Origin of the sequence: Rhizobium sp. S152, from assembly GCF_030380735.1 — a bacterium.
GTDB lineage: Bacteria > Pseudomonadota > Alphaproteobacteria > Rhizobiales > Rhizobiaceae > Rhizobium.
In genome coordinates this window covers 222,087-248,017 of sequence record NZ_JAUDRZ010000025.1, presented here as the reverse complement: position 1 = coordinate 248,017, position 25,931 = coordinate 222,087, and the positions used below count along the sequence as shown (strand labels likewise).

The 25,931-nt window shown below is 58.4% G+C and carries 29 protein-coding genes; 11 read left to right on the top strand and 18 right to left on the bottom strand.

Translation table 11 applies throughout. The features are described from left to right. Positions 1-435: 435 nt before the first annotated feature. Positions 436-1,116, top strand: a complete 681-nt coding sequence (locus QTL95_RS17775) for a transposase (RefSeq protein ID WP_289721245.1) — start codon at positions 436-438, stop codon at positions 1,114-1,116. Positions 1,117-1,145: 29 nt separating this feature from the next. Here the strand turns inward: QTL95_RS17775 and QTL95_RS17770 are convergent, their stop codons facing one another. Beyond that, positions 1,146-1,373: a DUF6894 family protein gene (locus QTL95_RS17770; protein ID WP_289721244.1), complete on the bottom strand. Its 228-nt coding sequence runs from the start codon at positions 1,371-1,373 to the stop codon at positions 1,146-1,148. A gap of 281 nt (positions 1,374-1,654) precedes the next feature. Continuing rightward, on the bottom strand, positions 1,655-1,822 hold the full coding sequence (locus QTL95_RS17765) for a hypothetical protein (RefSeq protein WP_289721243.1): 168 nt from the start codon (positions 1,820-1,822) through the stop codon (positions 1,655-1,657). 274 nt (positions 1,823-2,096) lie between these two features. Here QTL95_RS17765 and QTL95_RS17760 point away from each other — a divergent pair, with 274 nt between their 5' ends. Together QTL95_RS17760 and QTL95_RS17755 are read left to right on the top strand one after the other, a co-directional pair. After that, complete coding sequence (locus QTL95_RS17760) at positions 2,097-2,693, top strand: alpha/beta hydrolase (protein WP_289721242.1); 597 nt, start codon at positions 2,097-2,099, stop codon at positions 2,691-2,693. Positions 2,694-2,769: 76 nt separating this feature from the next. Continuing rightward, positions 2,770-3,636, top strand: a complete 867-nt coding sequence (locus tag QTL95_RS17755; protein ID WP_289721241.1) for a hypothetical protein — start codon at positions 2,770-2,772, stop codon at positions 3,634-3,636. Positions 3,637-3,681: 45 nt separating this feature from the next. Here QTL95_RS17755 and QTL95_RS17750 read toward each other — a convergent pair whose 3' ends face one another. After that, positions 3,682-3,816 carry a hypothetical protein gene (locus QTL95_RS17750; RefSeq protein WP_289721240.1) on the bottom strand — a complete coding sequence of 45 codons (135 nt, stop codon included), beginning with the start codon at positions 3,814-3,816 and terminating at the stop codon, positions 3,682-3,684. Between the two features lie 149 nt (positions 3,817-3,965). On the opposite strand from QTL95_RS17750, the gene QTL95_RS17745 reads away from it, so the two are divergent. After that, positions 3,966-4,385: a DoxX family protein gene (locus tag QTL95_RS17745; protein WP_289721239.1), complete on the top strand. Its 420-nt coding sequence runs from the start codon at positions 3,966-3,968 to the stop codon at positions 4,383-4,385. Positions 4,386-4,559: 174 nt separating this feature from the next. Here the strand turns inward: QTL95_RS17745 and QTL95_RS17740 are convergent, their stop codons facing one another. From QTL95_RS17740 to QTL95_RS17675, 13 genes are all read right to left on the bottom strand, one after another. Continuing rightward, on the bottom strand, positions 4,560-5,660 hold the full coding sequence (locus tag QTL95_RS17740; protein ID WP_289721238.1) for a sialidase family protein: 1,101 nt from the start codon (positions 5,658-5,660) through the stop codon (positions 4,560-4,562). Continuing rightward, entirely contained in the window at positions 5,661-5,933 is a 273-nt protein-coding gene (locus QTL95_RS17735; RefSeq protein WP_289721237.1) for a SemiSWEET family sugar transporter, read from the bottom strand. A gap of 10 nt (positions 5,934-5,943) precedes the next feature. Then, complete coding sequence (locus QTL95_RS17730; RefSeq protein WP_289721236.1) at positions 5,944-7,197, bottom strand: cation:proton antiporter; 1,254 nt, start codon at positions 7,195-7,197, stop codon at positions 5,944-5,946. A 617-nt stretch (positions 7,198-7,814) separates the two neighbouring features. Next, positions 7,815-9,314 carry a sensor histidine kinase gene (locus tag QTL95_RS17720; protein WP_289721235.1) on the bottom strand — a complete coding sequence of 500 codons (1,500 nt, stop codon included), beginning with the start codon at positions 9,312-9,314 and terminating at the stop codon, positions 7,815-7,817. A 410-nt stretch (positions 9,315-9,724) separates the two neighbouring features. Then, a complete protein-coding gene (locus QTL95_RS17715; protein WP_289721234.1) occupies positions 9,725-9,970 on the bottom strand; it encodes a DUF6894 family protein in 246 nt (81 codons plus the stop codon). A gap of 111 nt (positions 9,971-10,081) precedes the next feature. Beyond that, a complete protein-coding gene (locus tag QTL95_RS17710; RefSeq protein WP_289721233.1) occupies positions 10,082-10,411 on the bottom strand; it encodes a hypothetical protein in 330 nt (109 codons plus the stop codon). Positions 10,412-10,597: 186 nt separating this feature from the next. Beyond that, entirely contained in the window at positions 10,598-11,044 is a 447-nt protein-coding gene (locus QTL95_RS17705) for a DUF421 domain-containing protein (RefSeq protein WP_289721232.1), read from the bottom strand. Between the two features lie 8 nt (positions 11,045-11,052). Then, on the bottom strand, positions 11,053-11,568 hold the full coding sequence (locus QTL95_RS17700) for a hypothetical protein (protein ID WP_289721231.1): 516 nt from the start codon (positions 11,566-11,568) through the stop codon (positions 11,053-11,055). After that, the gene (ypfJ, locus tag QTL95_RS17695; protein WP_289721230.1) at positions 11,568-12,491 is read right to left on the bottom strand and encodes a KPN_02809 family neutral zinc metallopeptidase; all 924 of its coding nucleotides are present in this window, start codon (positions 12,489-12,491) and stop codon (positions 11,568-11,570) included. Before ypfJ ends, QTL95_RS17700 begins: the two co-directional genes overlap by 1 nt. A 112-nt stretch (positions 12,492-12,603) precedes the next feature. Next, positions 12,604-14,754: a catalase C gene (gene catE, locus QTL95_RS17690; protein ID WP_289721229.1), complete on the bottom strand. Its 2,151-nt coding sequence runs from the start codon at positions 14,752-14,754 to the stop codon at positions 12,604-12,606. 69 nt (positions 14,755-14,823) lie between these two features. Then, the gene (locus QTL95_RS17685) at positions 14,824-15,327 is read right to left on the bottom strand and encodes a YciE/YciF ferroxidase family protein (protein WP_289721228.1); all 504 of its coding nucleotides are present in this window, start codon (positions 15,325-15,327) and stop codon (positions 14,824-14,826) included. Positions 15,328-15,365: 38 nt separating this feature from the next. Next, positions 15,366-15,884: a DUF3597 domain-containing protein gene (locus tag QTL95_RS17680; protein WP_289721227.1), complete on the bottom strand. Its 519-nt coding sequence runs from the start codon at positions 15,882-15,884 to the stop codon at positions 15,366-15,368. A gap of 21 nt (positions 15,885-15,905) precedes the next feature. After that, on the bottom strand, positions 15,906-16,811 hold the full coding sequence (locus tag QTL95_RS17675; RefSeq protein WP_289721226.1) for a PhnA-like protein: 906 nt from the start codon (positions 16,809-16,811) through the stop codon (positions 15,906-15,908). Between the two features lie 340 nt (positions 16,812-17,151). On the opposite strand from QTL95_RS17675, the gene QTL95_RS17670 reads away from it, so the two are divergent. From QTL95_RS17670 to QTL95_RS17655, 4 genes are all read left to right on the top strand, one after another. Further along, positions 17,152-19,020, top strand: coding sequence for a diguanylate cyclase domain-containing protein (locus QTL95_RS17670; protein WP_289721225.1), 1,869 nt, complete (start codon positions 17,152-17,154; stop codon positions 19,018-19,020). Between the two features lie 197 nt (positions 19,021-19,217). Further along, positions 19,218-20,849: a sensor histidine kinase gene (locus QTL95_RS17665; RefSeq protein ID WP_289721224.1), complete on the top strand. Its 1,632-nt coding sequence runs from the start codon at positions 19,218-19,220 to the stop codon at positions 20,847-20,849. A 46-nt stretch (positions 20,850-20,895) separates the two neighbouring features. Continuing rightward, positions 20,896-21,252 (top strand): response regulator, encoded by a 357-nt coding sequence (locus tag QTL95_RS17660; RefSeq protein WP_289721223.1) that lies wholly within the window; start codon positions 20,896-20,898, stop codon positions 21,250-21,252. Positions 21,253-21,497: 245 nt separating this feature from the next. Further along, positions 21,498-21,920 carry a low affinity iron permease family protein gene (locus QTL95_RS17655; protein WP_289721222.1) on the top strand — a complete coding sequence of 141 codons (423 nt, stop codon included), beginning with the start codon at positions 21,498-21,500 and terminating at the stop codon, positions 21,918-21,920. Here QTL95_RS17655 and QTL95_RS17650 read toward each other — a convergent pair. Continuing rightward, positions 21,905-22,234 carry a low affinity iron permease family protein gene (locus QTL95_RS17650; RefSeq protein WP_289721221.1) on the bottom strand — a complete coding sequence of 110 codons (330 nt, stop codon included), beginning with the start codon at positions 22,232-22,234 and terminating at the stop codon, positions 21,905-21,907. The genes QTL95_RS17655 and QTL95_RS17650 overlap by 16 nt on opposite strands. A gap of 378 nt (positions 22,235-22,612) precedes the next feature. Here QTL95_RS17650 and QTL95_RS28590 point away from each other — a divergent pair, with 378 nt between their 5' ends. Together QTL95_RS28590 and QTL95_RS17640 are read left to right on the top strand one after the other, a co-directional pair. Beyond that, entirely contained in the window at positions 22,613-22,774 is a 162-nt protein-coding gene (locus QTL95_RS28590) for a DUF2934 domain-containing protein (protein ID WP_336622284.1), read from the top strand. 302 nt (positions 22,775-23,076) lie between these two features. Then, positions 23,077-23,274 carry a hypothetical protein gene (locus tag QTL95_RS17640; protein WP_442981310.1) on the top strand — a complete coding sequence of 66 codons (198 nt, stop codon included), beginning with the start codon at positions 23,077-23,079 and terminating at the stop codon, positions 23,272-23,274. A 144-nt stretch (positions 23,275-23,418) separates the two neighbouring features. On the opposite strand, the gene QTL95_RS17635 is transcribed toward QTL95_RS17640, so the two are convergent. Continuing rightward, positions 23,419-23,871: a hypothetical protein gene (locus QTL95_RS17635; protein ID WP_289721220.1), complete on the bottom strand. Its 453-nt coding sequence runs from the start codon at positions 23,869-23,871 to the stop codon at positions 23,419-23,421. Positions 23,872-24,949: 1,078 nt separating this feature from the next. Here QTL95_RS17635 and QTL95_RS17630 point away from each other — a divergent pair. Continuing rightward, on the top strand, positions 24,950-25,804 hold the full coding sequence (locus QTL95_RS17630; protein WP_289721219.1) for a hypothetical protein: 855 nt from the start codon (positions 24,950-24,952) through the stop codon (positions 25,802-25,804). The last annotated feature ends 127 nt before the right edge of the window (positions 25,805-25,931 follow it).

Genomic DNA, 25,931 nt, shown 5'->3' with positions numbered 1-25,931 from the left:
CTTAGATTTCCACTGTAGCCCTGCACGAAAGTGTCATCCTCGCTGCTGGCCGGTGACTCTACAAGAGCGGACGATCGATTTTTTTCACTGTGGGTTGACGATATTTGCGAAGGAAAGTCTTGATGTCACATGTTCAAGCGGACAAGCAGCAGCTCCTTCTAGCAACCACTCCTAAAGAGCTGGCGATTTTCTATGAGCGAGTACAGGAAGCCCCGGTAGGAGGCCAGGAGGTTAGCTTCAAGCGGGGACTTATCGCGCGGCCGTCAAAGTGAGTTACGGGCTCTGTACGCTGACGTACCGATCGATCCGCTCGTTCCCGCGTTTTTTGTTCTGGGAGTATGCTTCGATGACTGAAGTGGAAAAGAAGGGCAGGATTGGAATGACAGCAGCCCAACGGCGCGCGGCCAGCGAGCACTCCAGGCGATGGACCGAACGTTGACGGCAATCGCCAGACACGTGCAGCGGTCGGGGCAGAAGTCTCGTTCGTCGAAGCGTTACTGTGTGTGGGTCGCGAAGGTCCGTGGGTTTATCACCACCGAGATCAATCGCGTCATCAACCGGCTCATCGAGGTCCGCCGCCCTTCGAAGCTCTATCTGGAGAAGCTGAACTTCCAGGCGCCCGGCATGTCGGCGCGGATGAACAGGCTGATCCAGAACTGCGGTCGCTCCGTCCTGAGGACGAAGCTCGCGGCCATCAGCCAAGAATTCGGCATCGAGGCGACCAAGGTTGCTTCTGCCTACACCAGTCAGACCTGTTCGTGCTGCGGCTACACCGACAAGCGCAACAGGTCGGCCCAGAAATTCCAATGCCGCTTTTGCGGCAACAGAATGCACGCGGACGTCAATGCGTCGAGGAATGTCGGATCGGAACGTTTCCGGTTCTTTGGTTCTCCGACGCCTGGCTTTCGCCAACGGATCCTCGACACGCTGGTGAGCCAGCATGTCGAGCGATATTCACGGGAGCGTGGCGCCCCGTCCGACCCAAGAAAGTCGAATCCGTATTTTGCGGGGCAGACGATCGAGGCGAGGTTATCGCTTCAAGAGGTCTACCAACCTCCAAGAGGCGAAGTTGCAAATGAGAACGAAGAGCTGTCTTCAACCTTATTTGCGGCATAGCCAAGCAATAGGATCGGACAGACGGAGCACTAATGGATCAGTTCTCTAAACTCGATCGTCGCGAGGACCTGACCGCACTCATTCAATATCTCGAACCGCATCCCATCGATCCGCTGGTTCTCGAGCACCATTTCCGCGATCATTTCGCGTGCTGCCTTCCTCGCCTCGTGTCTCGCGGCCTCCAACGACGGGAGCTCGATTCCATCAAGGTCCCGATCCGTTCCGTCCTCGGACTTGATATCGAAGTAAAAGCGCATTCGCGGGCCTCCTCTGACTAGCCTAGAACATGCCCGATGCGCTCGACGTGGTTATCGGCAGCGCTGAAACCCTCCTCGACCGCAGCGATCAGTCTCGGTAAGGCCGGTTGCGATCGCAAGGTCTTCTAGGCTGGAACCTTTCGCGATGCGTGCGTCGCGTAGCCGTGCGCCACGCTGATTAAGTCGGCGCGCCGACGAGTTTCCAATATCGATGTGATCCATGTGTTCTCCAAACTGCGACGCGATGAACGCGCCTGATACGAACCTAATTCGCGGTTGGTTCATTCTCCTGGGCTCGACGCCGCCAGCCGCAGCTTGCGGAGGCGCTCGCTCTTTTCTTCAAGGAGCCGACGCTCTTCCTCCGAAACGTCGATCGCAACCTTGTTAGTGTGTTCGAAGGCCGACGCGCGCTGTTGCACGGTCAGGGTCCTCCTGAGCCTGCTTACCATCACAATCCATCCTTGAGAGTTTTCTCATGTATGGGAAGTTTGCAAAGCCGGTTCAACAGGTTGAAGGACTCCTGTCCCCTAGCGTACCGCCGACCTGGCCTCCTTGCGGAGCCACTTTCGTCACCCCATCTAAGGTGAGCCACCCCACTATTAGGTAAGCCTTCGCAGCGGCATCCGCCGGCGTCTGCGAGAGGTTTGCGCACGGGGTGAGACGGCCGCTCCCTCTCTCGAGGTCGAGCGCCGTCGGGCCAATTGTGAACCTGCTAGGATCGTCATGCCATTTTACGATCACCTGATCATATTTTTGCATGGCGTCGGAGCCTCCGGCGCCCAGCTCATGCCGCTGGCATCATCTTGGCGCTCCGGCTTGCCAAACACGCGTTTCGTCGCCCCAGATGCTCCGATGCATCACCGTTACGGCCACCAGTGGTTTTCAATAGAGGGAAACCCGCTCGACCCGGCAAAGATTCTCCGCGCACGTCGGGCATTCGATGGACTGATGAATGACGTCGTCCGCCGCGAAGGGTTCGCCGATGCCCTCGACAGGATTGCCTTTGTTGGAGTCTCGCAGGGTGCCATTGTAGCCCTCGACGCGGTTGCTTCCGGTCGATGGAAGATCGGAGCGCTCGTTTCATTTGCTGGACTTCTCGCGCCGCAGCCGATTTCGGCAGCCAGCGTGGGCACGCCAATCCTTCTTGTCCACGGGCAGGCCGATACCACAATCCCAGCAGCCGCATCGACACTCGCCGCTGCACAGCTTAGAACGGCAGGTTTCAATGTGGAGTTGGATGTCGAGCCGGCCGTCGGACACACGGTATCCAGCGCCGGTGGTCAAAAAGCGCTATCCTTCCTGAAGAAATCCTTCCTGTAGCGCAACCCCACGGACTTCCGGCCGTTTTCCTTTCATGGCAGACGAGATCCACGAAGAAAGCGACGTAGTCTAACCGATGCAGGAGAAGGTCTCCTTCGCATTCGACCGGATGACGGTCGCCAGGTTCCGCGAGACATTCCCGATGGCCAGATGGTCGGAGGCACTTCAGGCCTGGACGGTGCCTGGCAAGATGGCGCGAAGGCGCATTGACCGGTGGCTCGCTTCTGAAGCCGACCGCAGGACTCCCTACGAAGAGGAACGCGGCCGAGACGCTTACCAATTCGAGCCGATCCTCAGCCCATATCTTCAGGTCATCGACCGCGGTTTTCGCATCAAGACGCCGTATTCCAGAACGGTCGTCGACGAACTCCGTCAGATCCCTTTCGCCCGATGGAACGGCGACGACACGGCTTGGGAGGTTCCGTACGCCTCCTATGACGATCTGCAGCACCGGTGGGAGGCAATCGAGAAAGCCGCCATGTCGGCCGAACCCGAAGAGCGGCGGAAACGCGCCGAGGCCCGCAAGGGCACCGAAGAGGAGGCGAAGGCGAAGCGCAGAACATCCGAGCGTAGGAAGAGGCGGCTGCCGGTGCCGAGAGGCGATCTCCCGCCGTTGGGTCGGCCTGTGGCAACGACCGCTTTCGGGATTGTCGTTGTCTCCGAAATCACCGGTGAAAGCGTCGACCCGGAGGAATCCGCCGAGCATCACTCAGATACCGACGATGAATACGTATGGGCGGGATGGCGGCTGGCGACGCTGGAAGAACTTGTTCATACGTGGCCCGCGCGAGCACGACCAGGCGAGTACGAGCGGCTCCGTGGATGGTGGCAGCCGACGCTTGACGAACTACGCGCCGCGAGGACGGCCGCCAAGTCGCGGGAGCGGCGAAGTCGCAAACGTGAAGCCGTCAGCCGAGAGCAGCCCCGAAAGACTTCCCCATGATACAGGGGCGTTTCCGGCCTCCACGGGCGTCAAAGCTCGAAGGAGTCAGCGACTGTTTCTTCCTACCACGGTCGGATCGATGTCGACGGCCTCGTGCCGCAATTCTCGCAAGGTCGAGGCGAACAGTCCGACAAACATGGCGGCGATGAGGACGGTCAGGATGGTCAAGAGGGCAAACATGCGATTTCTCCGGTGTGCCTCAAGGTAATGGCCGATCGGTCGAGAAGTTCCGCTGGCTCCATCGGGTAGGCGAGTGACGTCTCAAATGGAGCGGTTCAAGTATATAACGCTCGTGAAACCAAAAGAGCTCGTTCGACGTATGGGCTTCCATGAAATTGATCGAAATCCATCGTCGTCGCGTCCGCGCCGGCCTCGCAGTCCTCTACCTTGTTGCAGGTGTGGCCCATTTGGTACTCCCTAATCAATTCCTGAAGATAACGCCCGGCTGGGTTCCCGATGCTTCCATGGTCATACTTCTTACGGGCATTTGCGAACTTGCGGGAGCGGTCGGTCTGCTGTGGCCATCGACACGACATTACGCCGGGATCGGGATCGCGCTCTACGCCGCGTGCGTGTTTCCGGTAAACATCAAACATGCGATCGACAGTTTGGGAGGGCCATCGCCTTCGGCGTTGCAGTGGGCCTATCATTTGACCCGCCTTCCTCTTCAGCCGATGGTCGTCTGGCTTGCGCTCTTCGCAGGCGAGGTGATTTCTTGGCCATTCTTGCGACGGACGTTCGAAAGATGACGGGGCATGGCATGACGTAAGGCGCTTGCTACGCGCCACCGGGTGAGTTTTTTCCCGGAAGCGTGCAGTTCGAGACCGCTGGCGGCCTCGGAATGGGCGCGGCCGTTAGCCGGGAGGGAGCAACTCGAACTTGGGCGATGTCCTCCCGCGGCGAAGCGAATCACCCCTTACGGATCAGCCCGAGGGCCACCTGACGACCGCGGAGGCGATGAAACGCTCCGCGCCTTGGTTCGTATAGTAAACTATCAGGAGCGAACCATCCCTCAGCAAAGCCGATCGAGGGTAGCCCAGGTCTGGAAGCGGAGCTTCAATTCCGACGATTACCTCCTCGGACCAGCTCTCTCCGGCATCATGGCTAAGCTTCATCCGAATCCCGTAAGGTTCGATGCGGGCGCCGTAGACGAGCACAACGCGCCCGTCCGGGAGGAGCGAAAGACTTGGTGGATTCCCGCCTCTGCCGGTGTTGTGAACCGGCCGCCCCATCGGGTGCCATGACGCCCCGAGGTCGTCCGACTTGAATGCTTCCAGCCATCCGTTTTCGTTAGTGCCCCGACCTCGGCGGACGACTGTAAAAATCGAACCATCTTTCAGTTGAATACTCGATGGCATTATCGAGTAGCTGTCGGACTCATAGGGAAGCCAGCATTTTGCATGAAAGGATCGTCCGCCATCGACGGTCTCCACGCATACTATTCTCCCTTCTTCACCATCGGGCTTTGAGCAGGTCATCATGAACAGCGCGTGGTCTGAGGAAACAGGAACGATATCCGTCCGGGTCGCGAGGCCATCGAGTTCGAGGCCGTTAAAGTCAAATGGCCCATCCCAAGACGCGCCACGGCTCCGGCTGACATAAAACCAGCTCCGCGCATCCTTCCCAAGCCCGGTCCTCGCCTCCAGAAAAATGCTCTCTGGGTCAAGAAACTCGATCGGCGACATAAGTTGTTTGAAACGGCGCCCACGAAGTCTAGGCCCAGATTGGAGATGCTTCACAACGTGCTCATCCGCGGAAAGATTTTCCCCGCCAGGGATACACCCCTGGAAATCTTCCACGCTCCACGATCGCCCGCCATCCTTGCTGCGGGCCTGTCTTGGCGGAAAGTTGCGGCTGCGGTCTCGGGCGTGAAGGTCGCCTTGAGAACCGAGTCTTCCATCGGCGAAGACAACGAGAGCCTCGCCCCCCCAAGTCCAGAGCCCGTAGTTTGCCGGCCACGCAGCGAAGTGCTTTTTTGCCCGATATACCTCGGCATATTCAACGAGTACTTTCTCCGCAGCCATTCAACGCTCCTGAGCCTTCCTGCGAGCCATAACCTTGATCGCCAGGATTAGCGCTGACAGGCAGAAGCAGATCGCATTCGTCAATATGATGGGAAGCTCCGACTTGAGGACGCCGAAGGCCGTCCAGAGGGCGAAGCCCGTCACGGTGAGGATGTACATTTTGGCAGATATTGCTTTGGTCTGGCGGCTTCGAATGACCTTCGCCGCCTGCGGAACAAAGCTAGCCACCGAGCAGATCGAAGCGCCGTAGCCCACGAGCACAGCTATGTCCATTTTGTTGCTCCTACGTCTTGATGGGCTTCATTGCATCCACTCCTCGCTTTCGGTCGATCCACCGCATGACCGGGGTGACCGCTATTCCGTGCAGGAAGATCGAAGCCAAAATGATGATCAGGACGGTCGCCCAAACGGTCTCGATCCCTGGGAACTCTGCTTTGCCGGATGCGTAGGCAAGATAGTAGATCGATCCCAGCCCGCGAATACCAAAGATCGAGACGATTACCTTCTCGACCGTTGGATGAGCGCATCCCGTCAGGCTGAGCCAGCCGGCGAGCGGGCGAATGAAGACGAGCGTCGCCGTCGCGACAGTTGCAACGCGCCAGTCCACCAGTTCGAGAAGCGTTCCTTCCGCTACGATCGATCCGAAGCAGACGAGGAGTACCATCATCAGCACCCGCTCGATCTGTTCACCGAAGTCGTGAAGCTCTTTGTGGAAGTTGCTACGACGCTCGGCCTGACGAATTGTGAGCGCCGTGACGAAAACCGCCACGAAGCCGTAGCCATGGACAAGCTCTGTCGCTCCATAAGACAGGCACGTGAACCCCAGAGCGGCAAGACCATCACCCGTCTTCGCTATCCGGCCGGTTTCTGGCAGCTTGAAAGTTAGATAGCCAAGAAGCCGCCCGACGAGCCAACCGACGCCGACACCTGCCGCGAGTTTCCATACGACGTCGAAGGCGAACCAATGGCCGATCCAATTCCAATCGGTGCTCGTCGCAATGGCGAGCGACGCAAGAACGAAAGGAAAGCTCAGGCCGTCGTTGAGACCTGCCTCGGATGTCAAGGCGAAGCGGATATCGTCCTCCTCTCCGGTCTGAGGCGGTCCGACCTGCACATCTGCGGCGAGGACTGGGTCAGTGGGCGCGAGTGCTGCGCCAAGGAGCAGGGCGGGGGCAGGCTGCAGGCCGAGGATCGCCCACCCCAAGAGTCCAATGCCGGTTATCGACAGCGGCATGGCGATGCCGAGCAGCCGCCAGGTAATCATCCAGCGTTTCCAACCGAGTGGCCGGTCAATCTTCAGCCCTGCACCCATTAGAGCGACGATGACCACAAGTTCGGTCAAATGTTCAGCCCAAACCGTGTTTTCCAAAGGATTGAAGCGTGGCAGAGGTGTAAACGGCGACGAGGCCAAAAGCATGCCTATCACGATGCAGCAAATCGGAAGTGAGAGTGGCATGCGCCTTAGGGCAAGGGGCAGCCACGTCGTCAGCAGAACGATAGCGCCAAAAATGAAGAGAGTGACGACATAGGTGTTCAACCATCCCTCCTTGGCAGAAGCGAACTGCATGCAGCGTTTCAACGTTCTGCCAGGTTTTGAGTTCCTTTTAGTATACCGATGATAACTTGCGCCGCCGACTTATGACCGGCAAGTCTATTGGCGCGACGATGGGAGGCCGGCCGCAGCGCTCCAAGCTGCACGGATCGCCCCGTCGAATCGTCGATCCGCCCACCTGAAACAGAAAGATCGCATCCCCGTGTTTGTCGGATGATTTACGAACGCCACGGCGGGCGGGTTCGCGGGGTGCTGCCTCGATTGGCGAGCCGGCGACCGACCCTACCTCCGGTGTTGTGGAGGAACTGTCATAGAGGCTGATCTGTACGAACAGGGGGACATCCGCACGATTTCGGAGGCGGTCCAGACTTGGTAGCGCTACTACCAGGTCTGGCCCGACGAGAAGGTTTCCGAAACTCTCTGCGCCGCCGCAATCGGTTTTTTCAACGACGGCTATCGGTCTTCGGTCGACATCTCGACGTTGCTCATCGGCGTTTACGTCGGAGGATTGGCGACGCGTATCAACGCGCCGGCATCCGGAAGTGTTCATTGACGTGCGAGGCGCTGTCGGTCGCACAGGATGAGCGGAGACCGCAACCGGGTTAAGTCGACAGCGTCGTTGCCGGCGCTCGGAAGCTTGCCTCCAGCCCGCCGCTACCGAAGTCGAGGGTCACGTCGCGAGCACCGTTGATTCCCATCGCAATGAGTTTCGAGCCGAACCCTTTGCGCAAGGGCGATGTAGCCGCCGGGCCGCCGGTCTCCCGCCAAGTGAATTCGAAGACTTCCTCTTCAAGGGTCCATCGCATCACAACCGCCCCGTTCGGCACGGAGAGAGCGCCGTACTTCAAAGCGTTGGTGGCCATCTCATGAATGAGAAGAGACAGCGACATCGAAGTCTTAGATCCGACGACGACGTCGGGCCCTTCGATGTCGAAGCGACCGGGAAAAGTTTGGGTGAGGAGGACGGCCTCTAGTAAAGCGTGAAGGTGCGTCGACTGCCAGCTCGCCTGAAGCAAGACGTCGTGCGCTCGTCCTAACGCGATGATGCGCTCCTGAAAAGTGGATGCAACCTCGCGATCGACTCCGCGGAGAGACTGGGACGCGATCGCTTGTACCACCGCGAAGCTGTTCTTGACCCGGTGCGCCATCTCTTCAAGAAGAAGTTGCTTCTGCTCCTCCTGAAGTCGCTTACCTGTCTGATCACGAAGAATCTTTACATAGCCCTGCAACGACCCGTCTTCGGCCGTTAGTGGCATTAGCTCTCCGTTTGCCCAGAACCGCTCGCCGTTCTTTCGCAGATGCCATCGCTCGTCCATGCCGCGGCCATTGGAGAGCACCGACCGAATTTCCAACTCCGGTATCCTTGCTTCTCGATCCTCGGGAGTAAAGAAGAAAGAAACTTCCTTTCCCTCAGCTTCGGATCGCTCCCAACCGAGAACGCGCGTCGCGCCCTCGTTCCAATCGGTGATCAGGCCGGCGCGGTCCATGACGATGATCGCGTAGTCGGTCGCGCTGTCGAAAACCGCCTTATAGCGGGCCTTTTCGTCTGCTTCCGACCTCCGCGCGGCAGCTTCGGAGGCCGCGACGCGCCGCAGTTCGAGCTGTGTCATTACCTGCGAAGCAAGAACGCGGAGGGTCCTTTGCTGGAGCTCGTTCAGTTCCCGCGATTCGTAATCCAGCACGCAGACCGTCCCGAGCGGGAGTCCTGACGAGGTCTTAAGAATGGCGCCTGCGTAAAACCTTAGATGCGGCTCTCCCGTTACGAGAGGGTTGCAGTCGAAACGCTTGTCCTTCGTCGCGTCAGGGACCATCAGGAAATCGTTCTCCAGGATCGCTTTTGCGCAAAAAGAACTGTCGAACGGTGTTTCGCGGACGCCTAGACCGACTTCGGCCTTGAAGAACTGTCGACGATCTCCAATCAGGTTCACGACAGCGATAGGCGTGCCGCAGATGTCTGACGCAAGCTGCGCGATTTCGTCGAAATCCTTTTCGCGCGGGGTGTCGAGAACCGCATAATCCTCGAGAGCCTGCAGACGGCGAAGCTCTCGTGCATTTACGTTATCATTCATAAAGCGTGGCCCATTGACCCGAGGGCCGTTCAAAATAGCTTCGGACCATATCACTCAACTTGGCTTTTGAGCAACGGCCTGAGAGCGCCTCTTAATACGGCAAAGGTGCTTCGCTCGATGGATCTGCAATGTTTTGTCAGAGGAACGCTCAGCAAGGGATCGCGAGGATATGGGCCGCCCTCCCGCATTAGCCTGAACAGCCATCCTCCGGCCAACGGTCCAATCTCTACGCGGCCCTTTTCTCTAGCGATGATGCTTTGTTGAGGGAAACACCAGCAGCCGGCGCAAAGCTTTTCTCTGTCAGGCCCGACATAAGCGGCTTCAAGAACGCCAAGGGCAGACAGGTGACGCACATCTCATCATCTGCTCGTTCCGAAGTGGAAAATATTGATTCTGACCAAAATATGATCGGGGCGATCCTAGGCGGTCAGGCCGGTTGCCACCTAAATAGCCGTTTTTTTTAATCTGAATCGGAACGGTCGCCCAGATTTGCCCTCGTTATCTCGAATTTCGAAGATCCTCCCGTTTGCCTCGCTGCCATTGCGTGCCGCCCGGTCCATCTGCGCGCAAACCAACGCTTCGGTGATGGCGTCTCCGACGTCTTCCAACAGCATCCCCTCTCGATCGGCGATAACTTCGTCGCCCTGTCGGACATTTAAGTAGAACCGCCTGAGCGTCGGGCCGAGCACTGAGTCCTCCCCAAAAAGACGGCAGTCGAGAGTACCAGGTTGCGTGTGCAGCAGACATTAGAGAAGAGGCCCTGATAGCAACGAGCTATCAGAGCCTCTATCGCTGAGCGATCAGTTATTGTGTGCCGCACAGGCTTCGTCTTCGGGCGTAGCATTGCTCTTGCCGCCCTGGGTCTGAAGCTTGCCGGTTCCGGCGCTGCTTGCCGGATCCTTGCACTTCTCTTTATCCATGGCACCTTTGGCCTTGGTGGACGTGTTTTTCGCCATGGGCTTTTTCATGTCCTTCGCCATGGGCTTCGTGGCATCGGCGTTGGCACCTCCACCGGTATCGGTTTGATTTTTATCCATTGTCGACCCAGCGGGAGCCGGGTTAGATTGGGCGTAGGCGGAACTTGCCATCGCGATGGCGAGCACGGATGCAGCGATCATTTTCATGCGCATTTTATATCTCCTCGATGTACCTTTTCGTCGCCTGGACCAACTTGGAAGTAGCTACCTTGTTCCAGTCCTTTCGCCGCCCTTTCGCGAAATGGACGTCCGTCGACACATAGCAAACGAGCGGGCAGGCATCGCGTGCTTCTCGGTCAGGGGCGTCGCCCAGGTATGAAAAGACCGACGCAGGGCAGATCATCCAATTTTCTTGACGATGCTGATCGCTCCGCTCACTTCCAGGATGGCGAACTTGATGTCCTTCACGGACTCGATCCCTTCCTGGCTTCGCGCCGCTTCCATCACGTCCTCCCGGTCAAGCCTGCAGCCTCGAAGCGCGCTGATGTCGTAGACGCCATCAATGACGAGAATGGTCGGGACGCCGTCGATCACATGAGCCGCTCGAGGCCACCATCGTTTCAGGTAGGAAAGCGCGATATCGGTAGTGAACAAAGTCAGGATGAGCAGTACCGCGTTTGTAATCGAGAAGTCGTCGCCTAGCATCGCTTGCTGCGTCGTCTCCGAGATCACAAGCACAATCACCAGATCGAAAGGTGTCATCTGTGCGAGCGTCCGACGACCGGAAAGCCGTATTATGACGAGGAGGGTGAAGTAGATTGCTAGCCCGCGAATGACGGCGTCCATCGTTTCTCCTAAGGCAAAATTAGGGTCGATTGCTCGATAACGTCATCGTCGATCCCGATGAAAAAACGTTGACGTCCCGGCTGCTGGGTCTGCAGCCGGAAGACGACCGTCACAGAAGCGGTTGGATCTGCTCCGAAGATGTATCCGATGCGACCGCCCTTCCGGGTCGTTGCCTTCTGGGGCGGGTCAACTCCATCGATAGAAAACACCTCAAAAAACCGCGCGTCGACAAATACCGCCCGATCTTCGTCGCTGGCCGAAAGACTTACGCGCATCTCATCCGGAGCGTTCCAGCGCGAGATGGCCGGCAGCTCGATAGACCCGCCCGAAAATCCGACGGTCTTGCTCGAAAACACGCCCCCTCGACCGAGCAGACCGAGCAGGCAGGCGCCGAGTATCAACGCGAATGCGATCCAAGCGACACGTTGTGCAATCCAGAACCGCCGTTGAAACGACCCGTGGTCCTCGACTCCCTCTGGTAGTGCCGGCTGCGTGCCCGTTCTCCGCCGCTTGTCGGATGGCATCAGACAGGCCCGGAAAATGTGTCGCAGGCCGAGAGTTGACCACTATCGAATCCTTGCTTGAACCATTTCACTCGCTGCGCTGACGTCCCATGGTTGAAGCTGTCCGGAACGACATATCCCTGAGTTCGCTTTTGCAGCGTGTCGTCGCCGATCTGCTGGGCGGCGTTCAATGCTTCCTCCAGATCACCTGCGTCGAGGATGCCCTTCTGCTGTGTGAACTTTCCCCAGATGCCGGCGAAGCAATCTGCCTGAAGTTCGACGCGGATAGACATTCTGTTCGCCTCCGCCTGACCCATATGCTGCCTGGCCTCGTTGAATTTCGGGAGGATGCCAAGCTGGTTCTGGACATGGTGTCCGACCTCGTGCGCGACGACGTAAGCCTCGGCGAAATCACCGCTTGCGCCGAACCGATTGCTTAGCTCGTCAAAGAACGCGGTATCGAGGTAGACTTTCTGGTCTTCTGGGCAGTAGAACGGTCCTGACGCTGCCGAGGCTGCACCGCACGCGGATCTCGTCTGCCCACGGAACAGTACAAGCGTCGGATCATTGTATGCGCGGCCTTGCGATTGGAAGATGCCCTGCCAAGTATCCTCGGTCTCCGCGAGCACGGTCTTCACGAAGGCCGTCATCTCGTTGCTAGATCCGCTTTGGCTCCTGGGCAAGGTATGCTGTTCACTCTGTTCGTAGCCGGAGCCGTCGCTTGTTCCGCTGTCCAGGACCTGCATCAGGTCGATGCCCATCGCCTTGAACACCAGATAGAGCACTACCAGCAAGACGATCGTGCCGATGCTCATCCCGCCGCCTCGACGACCTTTCGGAAGACCGAACCCGCCGCTCCGACCGAATGTACCACCGCCTAACCCGCCGCGTTCATTTTGGCGATCCTCGACGTTTTGCGACTGCCTTCTTCCTTGCCATTCCATACTGCGCTCCATTGCATCTTTTCAGGCAGGGCGAAACACGACATCGCTTATTCCAGCGAGGGTCGCGGTCCCTGCATATGGTTGAGCGCGGATCACTCGGCGCCCTAACTCTTTATTGGATGGGCGACGACGCTTTGCCGAGCTTCACAGACGGCTCGCGTCCCCAGACCCTGAGCTTCCCAATTTCCTCGACAAACGCGTTGATATCCTTCGCGCTAGAGAGGGGGATCGTGCCCTCGTCCAGGGCGGCAGATATTCCTGCCTTGTCAAGGAGGGGGAGCGCCGACTGATCATATCCGATGAACTTGCAGTGCTGAAAGGCGTCTGCCACGAAGTCGCGAGCCGTCGCCTCCTTCACCAGATCTTCGACGGACTGTTGAGACGTCATTAGCACAACCGCGTCAAACAGGACCGATGGCCCTCCGTCGATCATGTGGTGAGCTTCGATCCAGCTTCCATCATCAGCGGTGACGCCGCCAACTTTGGGAGCGACGATCTCGAACGACGCCTTCGCTTTTGTGATTGCCGCGCCCACGGCCTTCAACAGCTTGGCGTCGACCCCGTCGGTGACGAGAATTCCGAGCTTGCGCCCTTCGAAGCGCTTAGGACCGCGCTCGACGATGCTCAGGGCCGGCGATGCTTCGAGGTCTTGGCGCGTCGGCATGGCCGCATCGGCGGGCTTTGGCATCGATTGGAAACCGAGTTTCTGCGCGACTGTCGTCGCGAGCGTTTCATCGATGTTCAAAAGGTGCGAGATCATCCGTTCGCGGATCGCCGAAGTTTCGACTTTGCTGAGCTCGAACGTCAGGGCCATGGCAATGTGCCGTTGCTCCGCACCCGTTTGGCTGATGTAAAATTGCCGCGCCTGGCTATAGTGATCTGCGAAGCTCTCCGGACGTAGCCGAACCTTCGTACCCTGCTCCTCAGCCGGGAAGTGGCGATAGCCGGCAGACGGCGACTCTCTCGGCCCGACCCCGAAGGAGTTGGGCTGATAGTTGACACGCCCAACAGGATTGCGCATCGCCATGTGTCCGTCCTGCTGGAAATGGTGGAAGGGACACTTCGGTGCGTTGATTGGCAGGTGGGTGAAGTTCGGTCCGCCCAGTCGCTTGAGCTGAGTGTCAAGGTACGAGAAGTTACGGCCCTGCAGCAGCGGATCGTTGCTGAAGTCGATGCCGGGAGGCACGTTCTGAGTCATGAACGCGACCTGCTCTGTCTCCGCGAAGAAGTTGTCCGGCATCCGGTCAAGGACCAACCGTCCGATAGGACGCACGGGAAGGATCTCCTCGGGAATGATCTTTGTCGGATCGAGAACGTCAAAATCAAAGCTATCTGCGAAGTCTTGGTCGAAGAGCTGGACTGCAAGCTCCCATTCCGGAAAGTCGCCCGCCTGGATCGACTGCCACAGGTCGCGGCGGTGGTAATCTGGATCCGCGCCATTGATCTTCACGGCCTCGTTCCACGCTACGGACTGCAGCCCGAGCTTCGGCTTCCAGTGAAACTTGACGAATGTCGATCGGTCTTCGGCATTGACAAACCGGAAGGTATGAACGCCGAAACCTTCCATAAAGCGGAACGAACGCGGGATCGCCCGGTCGGACATGATCCACATGATCATGTGCATGCTTTCGGGAGTCAGGGTAATGAAGTCCCAAAAATTGTCGTGTGCAGATTGAGCTTGGGGGAAGCCGCGGTCAGGCTCCGGCTTGACGGCGTGGACCATGTCCGGAAAGCGGATGGCGTCCTGGATGAAGAACACGGGGATGTTGTTCCCCACCAAGTCCCAGTTGCCTTCCTTGGTGTACATCTTAACGGCGAAACCGCGGACGTCGCGGGCAAGATCGAAGGATCCCTTGCTGCCGGCGACCGTCGAGAAGCGCACAAAGACCGGAGTTTTTTCGCCAGCGCGCTGGAAGACGTCCGCGCGGGTGATGTCGGACAAGGATTCGTAGGTCTCGAAGAAGCCGTGCGCGCCGTAACCGCGAGCGTGGACGACGCGCTCGGGAATTCGCTCGTGATCGAAGTGGAAGATCTTTTCGCGGAAATGGAAGTCATCGATCAACGCCGGGCCGTGCGCTCCAACGCGCAGCATGTTTTGGTCGTCGCTGACGGGGCCGCCTTGCGCTGTGGTCAGCACTTCGTGCCCGTCCTCCGCGAACTGATGGAGTTCGCCGCCGGCGCCGCGGTGAAGCTGTTGATCGTGGATAGTTACGCTGCTCGCATCCGAGCTGGCGGATGAACTTTTCGTGCTACGCTTGGCCATTGACCTTCCCCTTCGCTTAAATGAAAGAAGGCCGCCTCCAAGGACGGCCTTCGGTCGAGTTGATTAAAGTCAGGCCGCTTTGCCTGCGCCCTTGGCGTTGGCTTGGGCTTTCGCGAGCTGGGTCAGCTTCTTGTCGGTCGCTTCCTCCTCTGCAAGGGTCGCCTGGAGCAGAGGAACAGCGTCCTTCAGGCCAAGCTGTTCAGCCCATGCGATCAACGTGCCATATCGAGCAATCTCGTAGTGCTCGACTGCTTGCGCCGACGAAATGAGACCTGCGTCGAGAGCCTGGGAACCCTTGAATTCTTCCATGATCTCCTCGCCTTCAGCAATGATGCCCTGGATGGCTTCGCAGGTCTTGCCGCGGGCTGACTTGCCGAGGATTTCGAAGACCTGCTCCAGACGTTCGATCTGGACCTGGGTCTCGTCGCGGTGTTGCAGGAACCCTGCCTTGCCTTCCTCCGACTGGGCCGCCCGCGCCATTTTAGGAAGAGCCTTGAGGATCTGCTTCTCCGCGAAGTAGATGTCTTTGAGGGTATCGAGGAAGAGGTCGTTGAGAGTTTTGATGCTAGCCATTGCTAGGTCTCCTTTGGATTTACGCTTATGAATGTCGATCAATCGATCAGATCGGCGGGCACCTTGCCCCCGTTTTCCGAAAGCTTCTTCATCAAGGCCTTGTGCAGGAAGATGTTCATCTTGGCGCTGTCGTGGGCGTCGCCCGCATACCCGAGCTCCTGGGCAAGTTCCTTACGCTCCTCAAGACTTGCGTCCATGCCGAGCGCCTTCATGAGGTCGACGATCGAATGCCGCCAGTCGAGCTTCTGCCCCGATTTCTTAACCGCATCGTTGAGGATCGGCTCGATGTCGACGCTCGACTGCGATGCGGGTTCAAGCGCTGCGGTTGTGGCGTCCTCCGACGGAGTGGGCGAGCCCATTTGTCCGGCCGAGGGTGCAGTGCTCCCAGATGGCGCGGAAGTCGGTGCGGGGCTTGCTGCAGGCGAGGAAGGTGCCGACTGCGCGGGCGATGTAGCGCCACCGGTCGATTGGGCCTGACCACCGGCCGATGACTGCTGGACGCTGGCAGCATGTGCCTCGCCAAAGATTGCGTGCTTGATGCGGTCGAAAATGCTCATCAAAAACTCTCCTTCAGATGTTTAGCGGGTGACGTAGATGTCCTGATCGCGAACGACGTGCGTGGTTCCGACGGCGCCGCCGATCCAGGCTGCAATGCCTCCAACGGCTAGCGCGATAAAGGCGAGGATCGCGCCCGCTGAGAATGCCGTCGCTGCCACCTGGGCGGCTTCCGTCGCCTGCTGCTTCGCCTGTGCGATGGCGTCCTTGTACTGCTGTTCATATTGAGCCACCTGCTGCTTGGCCTGGTCCACAGGAATGTTCTGTGCCTTGGCGATAGCATCAGCGGCGCGGTTGCGGGCTTCTTCGGCCTTGGCTTCGTCGCCTGTAAGAGCAGCGCGCACCGACGCTACCGCTGCATCGCGCAGGGCCGCCGGATCGTTTCCGCCGCTGGCATCACGAACATTGCGCTCGATGCTCGCCATCGGATCTGTGGCGGTAGCCAGGGCAGGGGCTGCAGTCGTAGCCGCAGTTGCAACCGTAGAGCCCGCACTGGACACGATGCCCCCCAGACCAGAGAACACGCCACCGACAAGCGCGCCAACCGATGTCGTCAACAGGTAGATGACGACAAGCGTTGTGACAGCCCAGGAAGCCACGCCGTGGAGCGCGCCAGTCGATCGGACCGGGCGGCCAGACAGCCGGCTTGCGATGTAGCCGCCAACAAACGAGGCAACAAGGCCACTCACGACGAACCAGACGGCCGTGCTGACCGACAGCGTCGTGGCCGAAGGATTGTCACTCGAAGCCGGATCGATGACTGCTGCGCCAATGCCGGCGCCAAGCAGATTCAGAAGAAGCTGCACGACGAGCGCGACCGCGACACCCGCGAAGATTGCGCCCCACGACACCTTGTTCAAGGCCGTGTTAAGGTACGGGTTGTCGTCACGCGTGTGGACATGGGCGACTGTGGAAACTGGCTCGGTCATTGTTATCCCTCCTTGATCACGGGTTCGTGAATGAGCGGATAACCTTTGCGTCGTTGTTTTGTTCCAGCCCCCTAAACCTACCGACAAAAAGAAGAGTAGGGCAGGGCTACTGCCAGCAACTTTGGCGCTTTCATCAACCATCAAAATCTCGTGCGGTGGCAATCATGCGGCGCCAGGCTCTCTGTGCGGTGGTCGCCGTTCTGGACATAAGTTAGCCGCACGGCACTCGTCACACGGGCATCACTTTTATTGTGCCGTTCTCTCGCTCGACCCGTTTTCAGCTTCTTCATCAATAGCTCATAAAGTGAATTCAGAGGGATAATGGAGAAGGCTTGCTCGGATGCTGATACGGGAACTGCTGCCCAATCTCGCCATTGTCGCAATCGCGACCTCTATGTGGACGCTCAACCGTCGCTACGCTATCCGAGCCGGCGAACAATTAGGTAATCTAATCTTCGGCCTCGCCATGACGCTCGGTGTTCTAGGAACCATGGCGATACCGTTTGAATTCAGCCCTGGCGTCTTGTTGGATGTCCGGTACAGCCTCCTCGGAATCGCAGCCTACTTCGGTGGCCCGCTAGGGGTGATCCTCCCTCTCATGGCGGCCGTCGCGCGCAGGGCGTACATCGGAGGCGAGGGACTCTGGACTGGAGTGCCGCAGATCTTCGCGGCGGTCGTAGGTGGATTGCTAGTTCGCAAGACTTTCGCGAAGAGGACAGATGCCTTCGCGCCGGTCGTCGCGCTGGCGTGTGTTGTTACGATCTGCGGAACCGCGGGTTTCTATATCCGTCTTCCAGCGACCAACTGGTATCAGCTCACGGTCACAACAATTATTCCGATGGCGGTGATGCTCTTTGGCGCGACGCTTCTGTGCGGCCTGGCTATCGTCCAGGAGATCAAGCGACACGCCGCCACGCAAGAAAACAGAATCTACCGCGCGGTAATCGAAGCCCTTCCCGACTGCCTCAACGCCAAGGATCGGGAGGGGCGGTTCATCGTCGCGAATCCTGCGACCGCCGCCCTCATGGGAGGCGACGTCGCGAACCTGATCGGCAAGACGGACGCCCATTTCTACGGACGAGAAGCCGCCGAACTTTTCCGTAAGCCGGAGCTGGTTGTGCTGTCGACGGGCGAGGCGGTGACCGTCGAGCAGCGCTTCCTTCGCAATGACGGAAAGGAAACGTGGCTGTCCACGTTGAAGGCGCCCCTGTATGGGGACGACGGCATCTTGGTGGGCGTGGTGACACACAACCGTGAAATCACGGAGAGAAAAAAGCTGGAGCAGGATCTCCAGGCTAGCAGAAAGCGGCTGGACGATGCGATAGAAAGCATGGGAGACGGTCTTGCCATGTTCGATGACGAAGGTCTGCTAGCTTTCCACAACAGACGATTTCAAGAGCTATTTCCTGCCACTGCCGATGTTCGTATTCCAGGCAACTGCATGCGGACCATCGTCCGCGCATCCCTCGAGCGAGGCGAGCAAGCGCCACCGGAGACCGATTTCGATGACGTTGTCGAACGCACGGCGGACGTTCTTTTGAAGGCAGGTGAGCGCTCGCTCCGTCTGTTGGACGGCCGGACGATCCAAGCGAGAACGACGAATACAAGCGATGGCGGCTCAATGATCGCATTTAGCGACGTTACCATACATCGAGAGAGTGAAGAACGCCTTCGCGAACTGAACGAAAAGTTGTCGGCGCTGGCCGCAACCGACAGTCTCACCGGCCTGACTAATAGACGCGCGTTTGATGAGGCGCTGCGCCAAGCTGTCATTGCCGGTCGCGGGCTTTCGCTCCTCATGATCGACGTCGATCGTTTTAAGGCCTATAACGACGGCTACGGTCATCTCGAGGGTGACGAATGCCTCCGAAGGGTGGCCGAACGATTGGCCAACACTTTCGCCCCGGTCCGGGGATCGGTAGTGGCCCGATATGGCGGCGAAGAATTCACGGTATTGCTCCCGTTGGTCGGCGTCCAGGAAGCGCAGTCTCTGGCGTTGATGGCCTGCAGCAGCGTTCGCGGTCTTGGCGTGCCGCATGATTTTAGCGAAAAAGGCCTTGTCACAGTTAGTGTGGGCGTTGCCGGCTCGATGATTGGGAGTGCGCGCGAAATCCTGACGGCGGCCGATGCCGGGCTCTATGCAGCCAAGGCAGCGGGTCGTGACTGCGCCCGTTCCGCATCCAAAGACGAGGAGCGAAGGCACGCTTAGTTTGCCTTCAGCCCGAATTGCTGTGAGTTTTGGACCGGCTGAAGCGAGCCGGGCACTCTGGCCGGCCAACCACAGCAAGCCCCAGCGTGTGGCTGCCACCACCTTAAAAGTTTCGAAAACTGTCAGGATGAGACGGCCACGCATCAATGGCCTTCCGACAAATCGCGTGCTATCGATCTCCGGAAGGAGGGACTCCCATGAGGCTGAAGCTCGTGGCAGTGGCCGTTGCCGCGCTTGCGCCGGTGGTCGCCATGCTGGCTTATAACGAGTATGCGATCCGTCAGGAGCGCGCTGCGGAGGTGCGCGCCAATGCAGCTCAGGCCGCGCGGCAGGCTTCGTCGGAAGTCGAGCGCATCGTCGAGGGCGTGCGATCGCTCCTCGTAGCTGTGAGCTCAATGCCCTCCGTCCGACATCTCGTCGCACCCGTCTGCAATGAAGCCCTGACATCGCTAGCATCCAGCGTTCCCAATATACGGACGCTTTTCGTCCTGCGGCCGGACGGTACGCCGGTTTGCGGGAGCGCGGCGATGCCAGCGGGTGCGGACTTCGCCGACCGGGACTATTTCAAGGAGGCCGTCGCCTCGAAGGGCTTCGTTGTCGGCCGCTACACGAAGAGCCGCATCTCCGGAAGTCCCGTGTTGCCGCTCGCGTTTCCGATCATCGAGGGCGGCGCGGTCACTGCCGTCGTCGTCAGCGGAATCCGGCTCGACTGGCTTCAGACCCGTATCACCGAGCGCGGCGTCGCGCAGGGCAACGCGGTCACTCTTGCGGATCGGGACGGAACTATCGTGGCGCGAGTCCCGCTGCCCGAACGTTTCGTCGGAACTGTCATCCCGGACGACTACCAGAAGCTCGTTCATGCCGATGCGCCGGGCGTCATAGAGGTGCGAAGCCAGGACGGAACTGACCGCGTCCTCGGATACCGGCCGATTTCCCTGCCGAATAGTCCCTTGTACGTCAGCGCGGGCTTTTCGATGGCGGAAGCGTTCGCGCCGATCAACCGCGCTACGGTCACGAACGTCGTCGGCATTGCGGTCGGAGCACTCATCTCCTTGATGCTTGCGATCTTCATAGGTCGTCAGTTTTTGCTTGTGCCAATCTCGCGCATCTCGGCCGTCATGGAGAATTGGCGGGATGGCAAGACCAAAGCGCGCACGATGATGAAGTCTACCGACGAACTCCACGCGGTCGGCGCATCGCTTGACAGCCTCCTCGACGAATTGGATTGCCGGCGCGTGCAGAACGAAAAGGCGGAGGAGGATCGGAACCTCTTGGTGCACGAGCTTGCTCACCGCGTGAAGAACGGATTTGCTCTCGTTCAGGCGATGGCTCGCCAGAGTTTCGCGAAGTCCGATCGGGAGCGGTACGAATCCTTTTCGGAGCGGCTCCGGGCTCTCGCAAGCACGTATGACCTGATCCTGTCCAAGGAGGGCGCAGCGGCGGCGATCCGCGAGGTCCTGGCGGCCGCACTGCAGGCTCATTCGACGGATGGCGGTCGCATCTCGATGGAAGGTCCCGACGTCGTCGTGCCCGCGGATTTGACGATGCCTCTGTCTCTGGTCGTTCACGAATTGGCGACTAATGCGACGAAGTATGGGAGTCTCGGGGTGGAGCACGGAAGGGTATCGCTACGATGGACGAACGGCGACCGTATAAATCTGACATGGGTGGAGTCGGGTGGTCCCCCGGTGACCGCGCCTGTTCGCAAAGGTTTCGGCTCGACACTCATTGAAAGGGCGTGCCCTGGCAAGGCACATGCCGCCACGGAGGTCGATTTCGCGAGCGATGGCCTGCGCTTCCGAATTAGTTTTGATCTCACGGAACCGTGAGCATCTCTCAAAGTTACCTAGGATCCTGGAGATTCCGGAAATTGGCATGACTGCGAAAATACTTATCGTTGAAGACGAAGCATTCCTGCGGATGCTTGCCGTCGATCTTGTCGAGGAAGCTGGGTTTCTGGCGCTCGAGGCTGCAAACTCGACAGAGGCGATCCTGCTCCTTGAAACTGATGCCGAGATCCGCGTTGTGATGACCGACATCGATATGCCGGGAGGCATGGACGGACTCAAGCTCGCCGCCATCGTGCGCGACCGCTGGCCGCCGATATCGATCATCGTGGTATCTGGGAAGCAGCGGCCGACCGCAAGCGAACTCCCAGAAGGCGGCGTATTCTTCTCGAAACCGTATGATGTCCGGAAGATGATGCAGCAGTTTCACACAATGGCTGCCTGATCGTTGTGAGAAAGCAAGTGACGTTGCCCGTTCTCGGGCCGCGTCGTTTCTCCTCACGCGCTAGCGAATTCCAACCGCCGTCGCCCAGGCCATCCTGCATGTGTTGGTCCGCGTACGCTTGGGGCCCATCATGGTCCGCGGATGCTTGTCGTGAACTTACGTCTGCCAACGTACATAAAAGCAGTTTCCGGAACTGTACATGCTTGCTCGCGTTATTATTCGCCGGGGGGCAACGTGAGGCAATCATGAGCGACCATACCCTGTCCAGTTTGTTTTCGAAATTCGCGACTAGCATCGCAGATCTATCGGGAAAGCCGGCCACGTTCGTGCTCGCCGTCGTGCTCGTGATCATGTGGGCGGTCTCAGGCCCATTCTTCGGCTATTCGGAAACATGGCAGCTCGTCATCAACACCGGCACGACCATTATCACCTTCCTGATGGTTTTCGTCTTGCAGAATAGTCAAAACCGTGACGGCAAAGCGCTGCAGGCGAAGCTCGACGAGCTCATCTTGACGTCACAAGCGCAGAATAAGTTTGTTGGCATCGAGAAGCTCGACGAACAGGAGCTTCGCGAGATGAGCAAGACGCTGGCGCAGAAAGCCGAGTGTGTCGAGGACGTCGCCAATGAAAAGGCGGAAAGCCGCTTGCGAGGTCAGACTCCAGCCTGACGCTCTTCAACGAGCCGCGAAAGCTCGTCTGCTTCGAGCCGTTCGATCCCGATCATATGGTCGCCGGCTTCGCTCGACCGGATCAGCTCGTCGACCTTTACCTGCAAAGCGGGCGACTGCTGCATGAGCAGAAGGACGAAAAGTGTGGTCAGCGTGCCGATCATGTTCGAAAGCAGAGACCATTCTGTTGGCAGACCGATCGCTGCCCCAAATATGCACCAGATCAATGCGACGGCGAAGGCTGATGCCACCGTGACCCGATGCCCTGCGAACCGGGTGACAGTCTCGGAGATGGTAAAAATCGACGGCTTCATTCGCGTGAAATGCCCGGAAGCCAAGCTAGTTCCAAAAAGATGAGTTGCCTGATCGTCACATCGGCTGGGCTCGAGAAGCTATTAGCAGGCTCCCAAGGCAGCAATTATCTCACGTATTTGTACGATATCGTACTGAGCGATTGATCGTGCTCGCGCGTTTCTCCATCAGGGAGGATTTGTAATGTTAGAAAATCAGAGAAACACCCGAACATCAATGAGCGCCGCAGCTCGACTGGCCGCTCGGGAGACGACGAATGAGGTCGCTCGCGAATTGTTGGCTGAAGAGCGCCGACGGCGGGATGCGAAGACCGACCGCCTTCGTCAAGTGCGACTGGAGGCCGAACGCCAGGCTCGGCAGCTCTAGGATCGGAGACAGCTATGGACGAGGAAGAGACCAAGAAGGCCGCGTATGCCAAGTGGGAGGCTGAGGGTCGACCGGAAGGACAGCACGATCGTCATTGGCACGAGGCGGAAGCGGAACTGATGGGAACGTCCACTGGCGTTCCTCTGTCATCAGACCATTCTGGAGGAGTGACGTAGTCTGCGGGCCGAGAGGAACGATCTGACGCCATCGCTTCGAGCGAACCCGGCAATTTCAAGCCAGGAGAACTCGCGTCGGAAAACAAGTAGCTGAAGATGGTTACCTCGCCGAGACTGGAGCATCTGTGCGTTGTCGAAGGGGTGACGTGCCTGCTGAGCGAAATATGACCCCAAAAGAGGCGTGAGATCCGGAACGGGATTAGGACAGGACTACTTCGAGTGTCCGCTATCGTCCCGGCTGGGACCGGCAGCGTTGAGCCTGTCGTTGGCCACTTGGTCCTGCGGGTAGCGTTTCCGACGCAATGGCGATCATTGACGTGGGAAGCCAACCGGATGCGCCGATGCTAGATGTGAATCTCGGGGATGAAACAAGCTTCGCGTTTGCAGACAGGCTTGCGATGGCGGGAATACCCTTTAAGTTTGCGACCGGTTACGGCGCCGAGGTCCTTCCGCAGAAATTTGCTGGAACACCGATCGTCGCCAAGCCTTGTGCGATGTAGTAGGTGTCCTTCGGAAAATGCGCATAGTCACAATCGAACCTTTCGACATTGAGGCGCAATCGACGCCAAAGGCTGCGCCAGCTTCCTCGAAAGGCCCGATCACATGCCTGTTTTGGCATGGTTCGCGGAGTTCGAAACCGCATCTCAGTCTGGCTGCACCGGCCTGATAGTATCAACTGAGATCTCGCCCTCAATCACTCCGCGAGCGATATCCGTCCGGCCTCGCTCGACCTCGATCACCGTATAGAGCTTATCGTCGCGAAATGCGCTTGCGTTGAACGTCGTCACATCTTCGGCTGGCGCAGCGTCCACTTCCATGAAATCGAGTTCGCGGCTCGCGGCCACAATCCTGGCGTCCCCCGACGTTCGAGCAGCTACCGTAACGATGCCGTGACCGGGCGAGTTCTTCCAACGAGGATCATCCGGTGCCGCTATTGGCTCGAGCCGATATATTGAAAGGTTTTCCGCTTCACTATCCGGTGAGCCTGCGGCCGCTGCGTCCGAAATTTGGGCGAGGCTCTCGACCGAAGAAGCGAATGTGTTGCGGGTTGTCGCATTGTTGTAGTCGTCGCCGCCGGCTTTGGACACGTTAGACATGAACATCCTCCTTTTGACTGTCCGGATAACGATCGAAAGCGAGCTTGGTTTCCTCGGCGACGCCCATTCGAAAATCTCCGGGAAGCAATTCGTAAGCTGATGCCCTCAAGTGCGCGCAACGCTGCGGACCCGATGGAAATAGATCAACTCACCGACGTAGATATCGCAGACCTCCAAAAAGGCACGCAGAACGTTGTCCGCCGATCAAGGGTTGTTCGAGAAAGTCAGGTACCTGTAATGGCGGTTCGCCGGCCGGCAAATGCGTCTTACCTTCGCCTTGGTTGCAGGCCCGGACAGTGTGCTAGCGCGAGTCGATCGCAATGCGAAAGTTTCCTCGAAGCCGACAGACGTTGCCTTGGCGGGGCTTTCGCCGCTGGCACAATGATCCGTTCCACGTAATTGACAGTGATCCTGTCGCCAGGGCCTATTGGCGATCCCGTATAGGACGAAGGAGCGGATGCGAGAAGCCTACCGAACCAAACGAGTTGGGATGAGTCGTGGCGGCACTGATTTCCAACGTGTTGAGAACGCAACTCAGTCTCGAAGGGGCGGGTGAGAACAGCTCAGGCTTTCAACGCCAGCTCCAAAATCTTAGCCGGCGCAAACCCGCCGTGAGCAGCGTGCCCACGGCGGGTCCTTGCTGGGCCGGCGTTCTTATCAACGCCACGGTTACACACAGCCGACCCGGCGCTAGCGGCGAAGGGCCGCTGCAACATGAAACCCTTCGCCTTCGCCGACGGGGTTGAACCGGAAGTCCTCCACGCCGACTTCTCTGAAACCCTGATGAGAAAGCAGAGTTCCCAACGACATGATATCACCTCGGACGCGTTGTCCTCTGCGGGGTCTCCCAACCAAGTGCGGGACACCCCTTCTGACCGGCGAGACTGGTTTATTTGTATCTGAAGCGTCTGTCGCCGAACGATTCCTTTGCGCGGGGCACTTGCGCCCTCGTTTCCCCCTCGGCGCGTGCTTAAGAATTAGGTGATGGCTACCTCATTTAGACAGCGTGCAACCGATCTACAGAAGAATTATCATATTACTATGTAACAATGCATGGGCACCAATAGGGGAGTGAGCCATGATTGCGGGAGGCATCATCAGTCGCGTCAAGTCTAAAGATCTCGCCTACTTGCTTGGCCGATTTCGCATGGTCCGGCTAGCTTACAGCTCCGCCAGAGGTGCTACGGAACTCTTCAAGCGTAAACCCGTGGGTAGCTGGAGCATGCCCACTGTGTTTCCGGACGCCATGGTTCCAGAAATTGTGCAAACTATCCGCGATGAAGCTGTGTTCGTTGGGTTGAATCTGCCGAAGTACCTCGTTGACCAGATCCTGGAATTCGCGCTCTCGCAACCGCTCCACGCCATTTATGATCCCACGGGCCCAACCTTCCTCTACTCGGAGATAAAAGACGGCGTCGCGGCCGATGGCCGCAAGATGCCAATTGGCGGGATAACTAAACCAGAACGATGCGGCGCCGTGCAGAAGGTCATCGAGGATCCGATACTTCGATCAATCGTGCGGAAATATTTGGGTCATGAGCCTCGGAAAATAATTACAATCCTCGATTGGAGCTTCGCATCGTCTATGAATGACGAGGAAAGACGTAATTTGAAACATGGAGTCATCGACTATCATTACGACGTCGGGGGATACAGCTTCGTTTACGCAAGCTTTTACATCACTGACACAAACCGCTTCTCTGGGGCACACGTCATGATGAAACGTTCCCACAAGTGGAAGCCTTTGAAGATGCTGCTCGGATCAGCGAGAGCGACGCCCGAGGCAGTATATAAGCAGTTCGGGCGGGAGAACGAGTTGACGATCGAGGGACCCGCCGGGACGGGTTTCGTTCAGGATACATCTTGCTATCATCGCGCATCCGCGCCCACTCGCGGAGACCGGTTGATGCTCGCAATCCGGTTCATCAATTGAACTCGATCAGCGCACTAGGAGCGACCTGCTACGCATTCGGCCAAAACTGGAAGCAAAATAAATCTTCGCTACTGCGATTCTAGCAGTTGGCCTCGCCGGAGCCGCGTTTGGCCAGTCCAATTCAGGT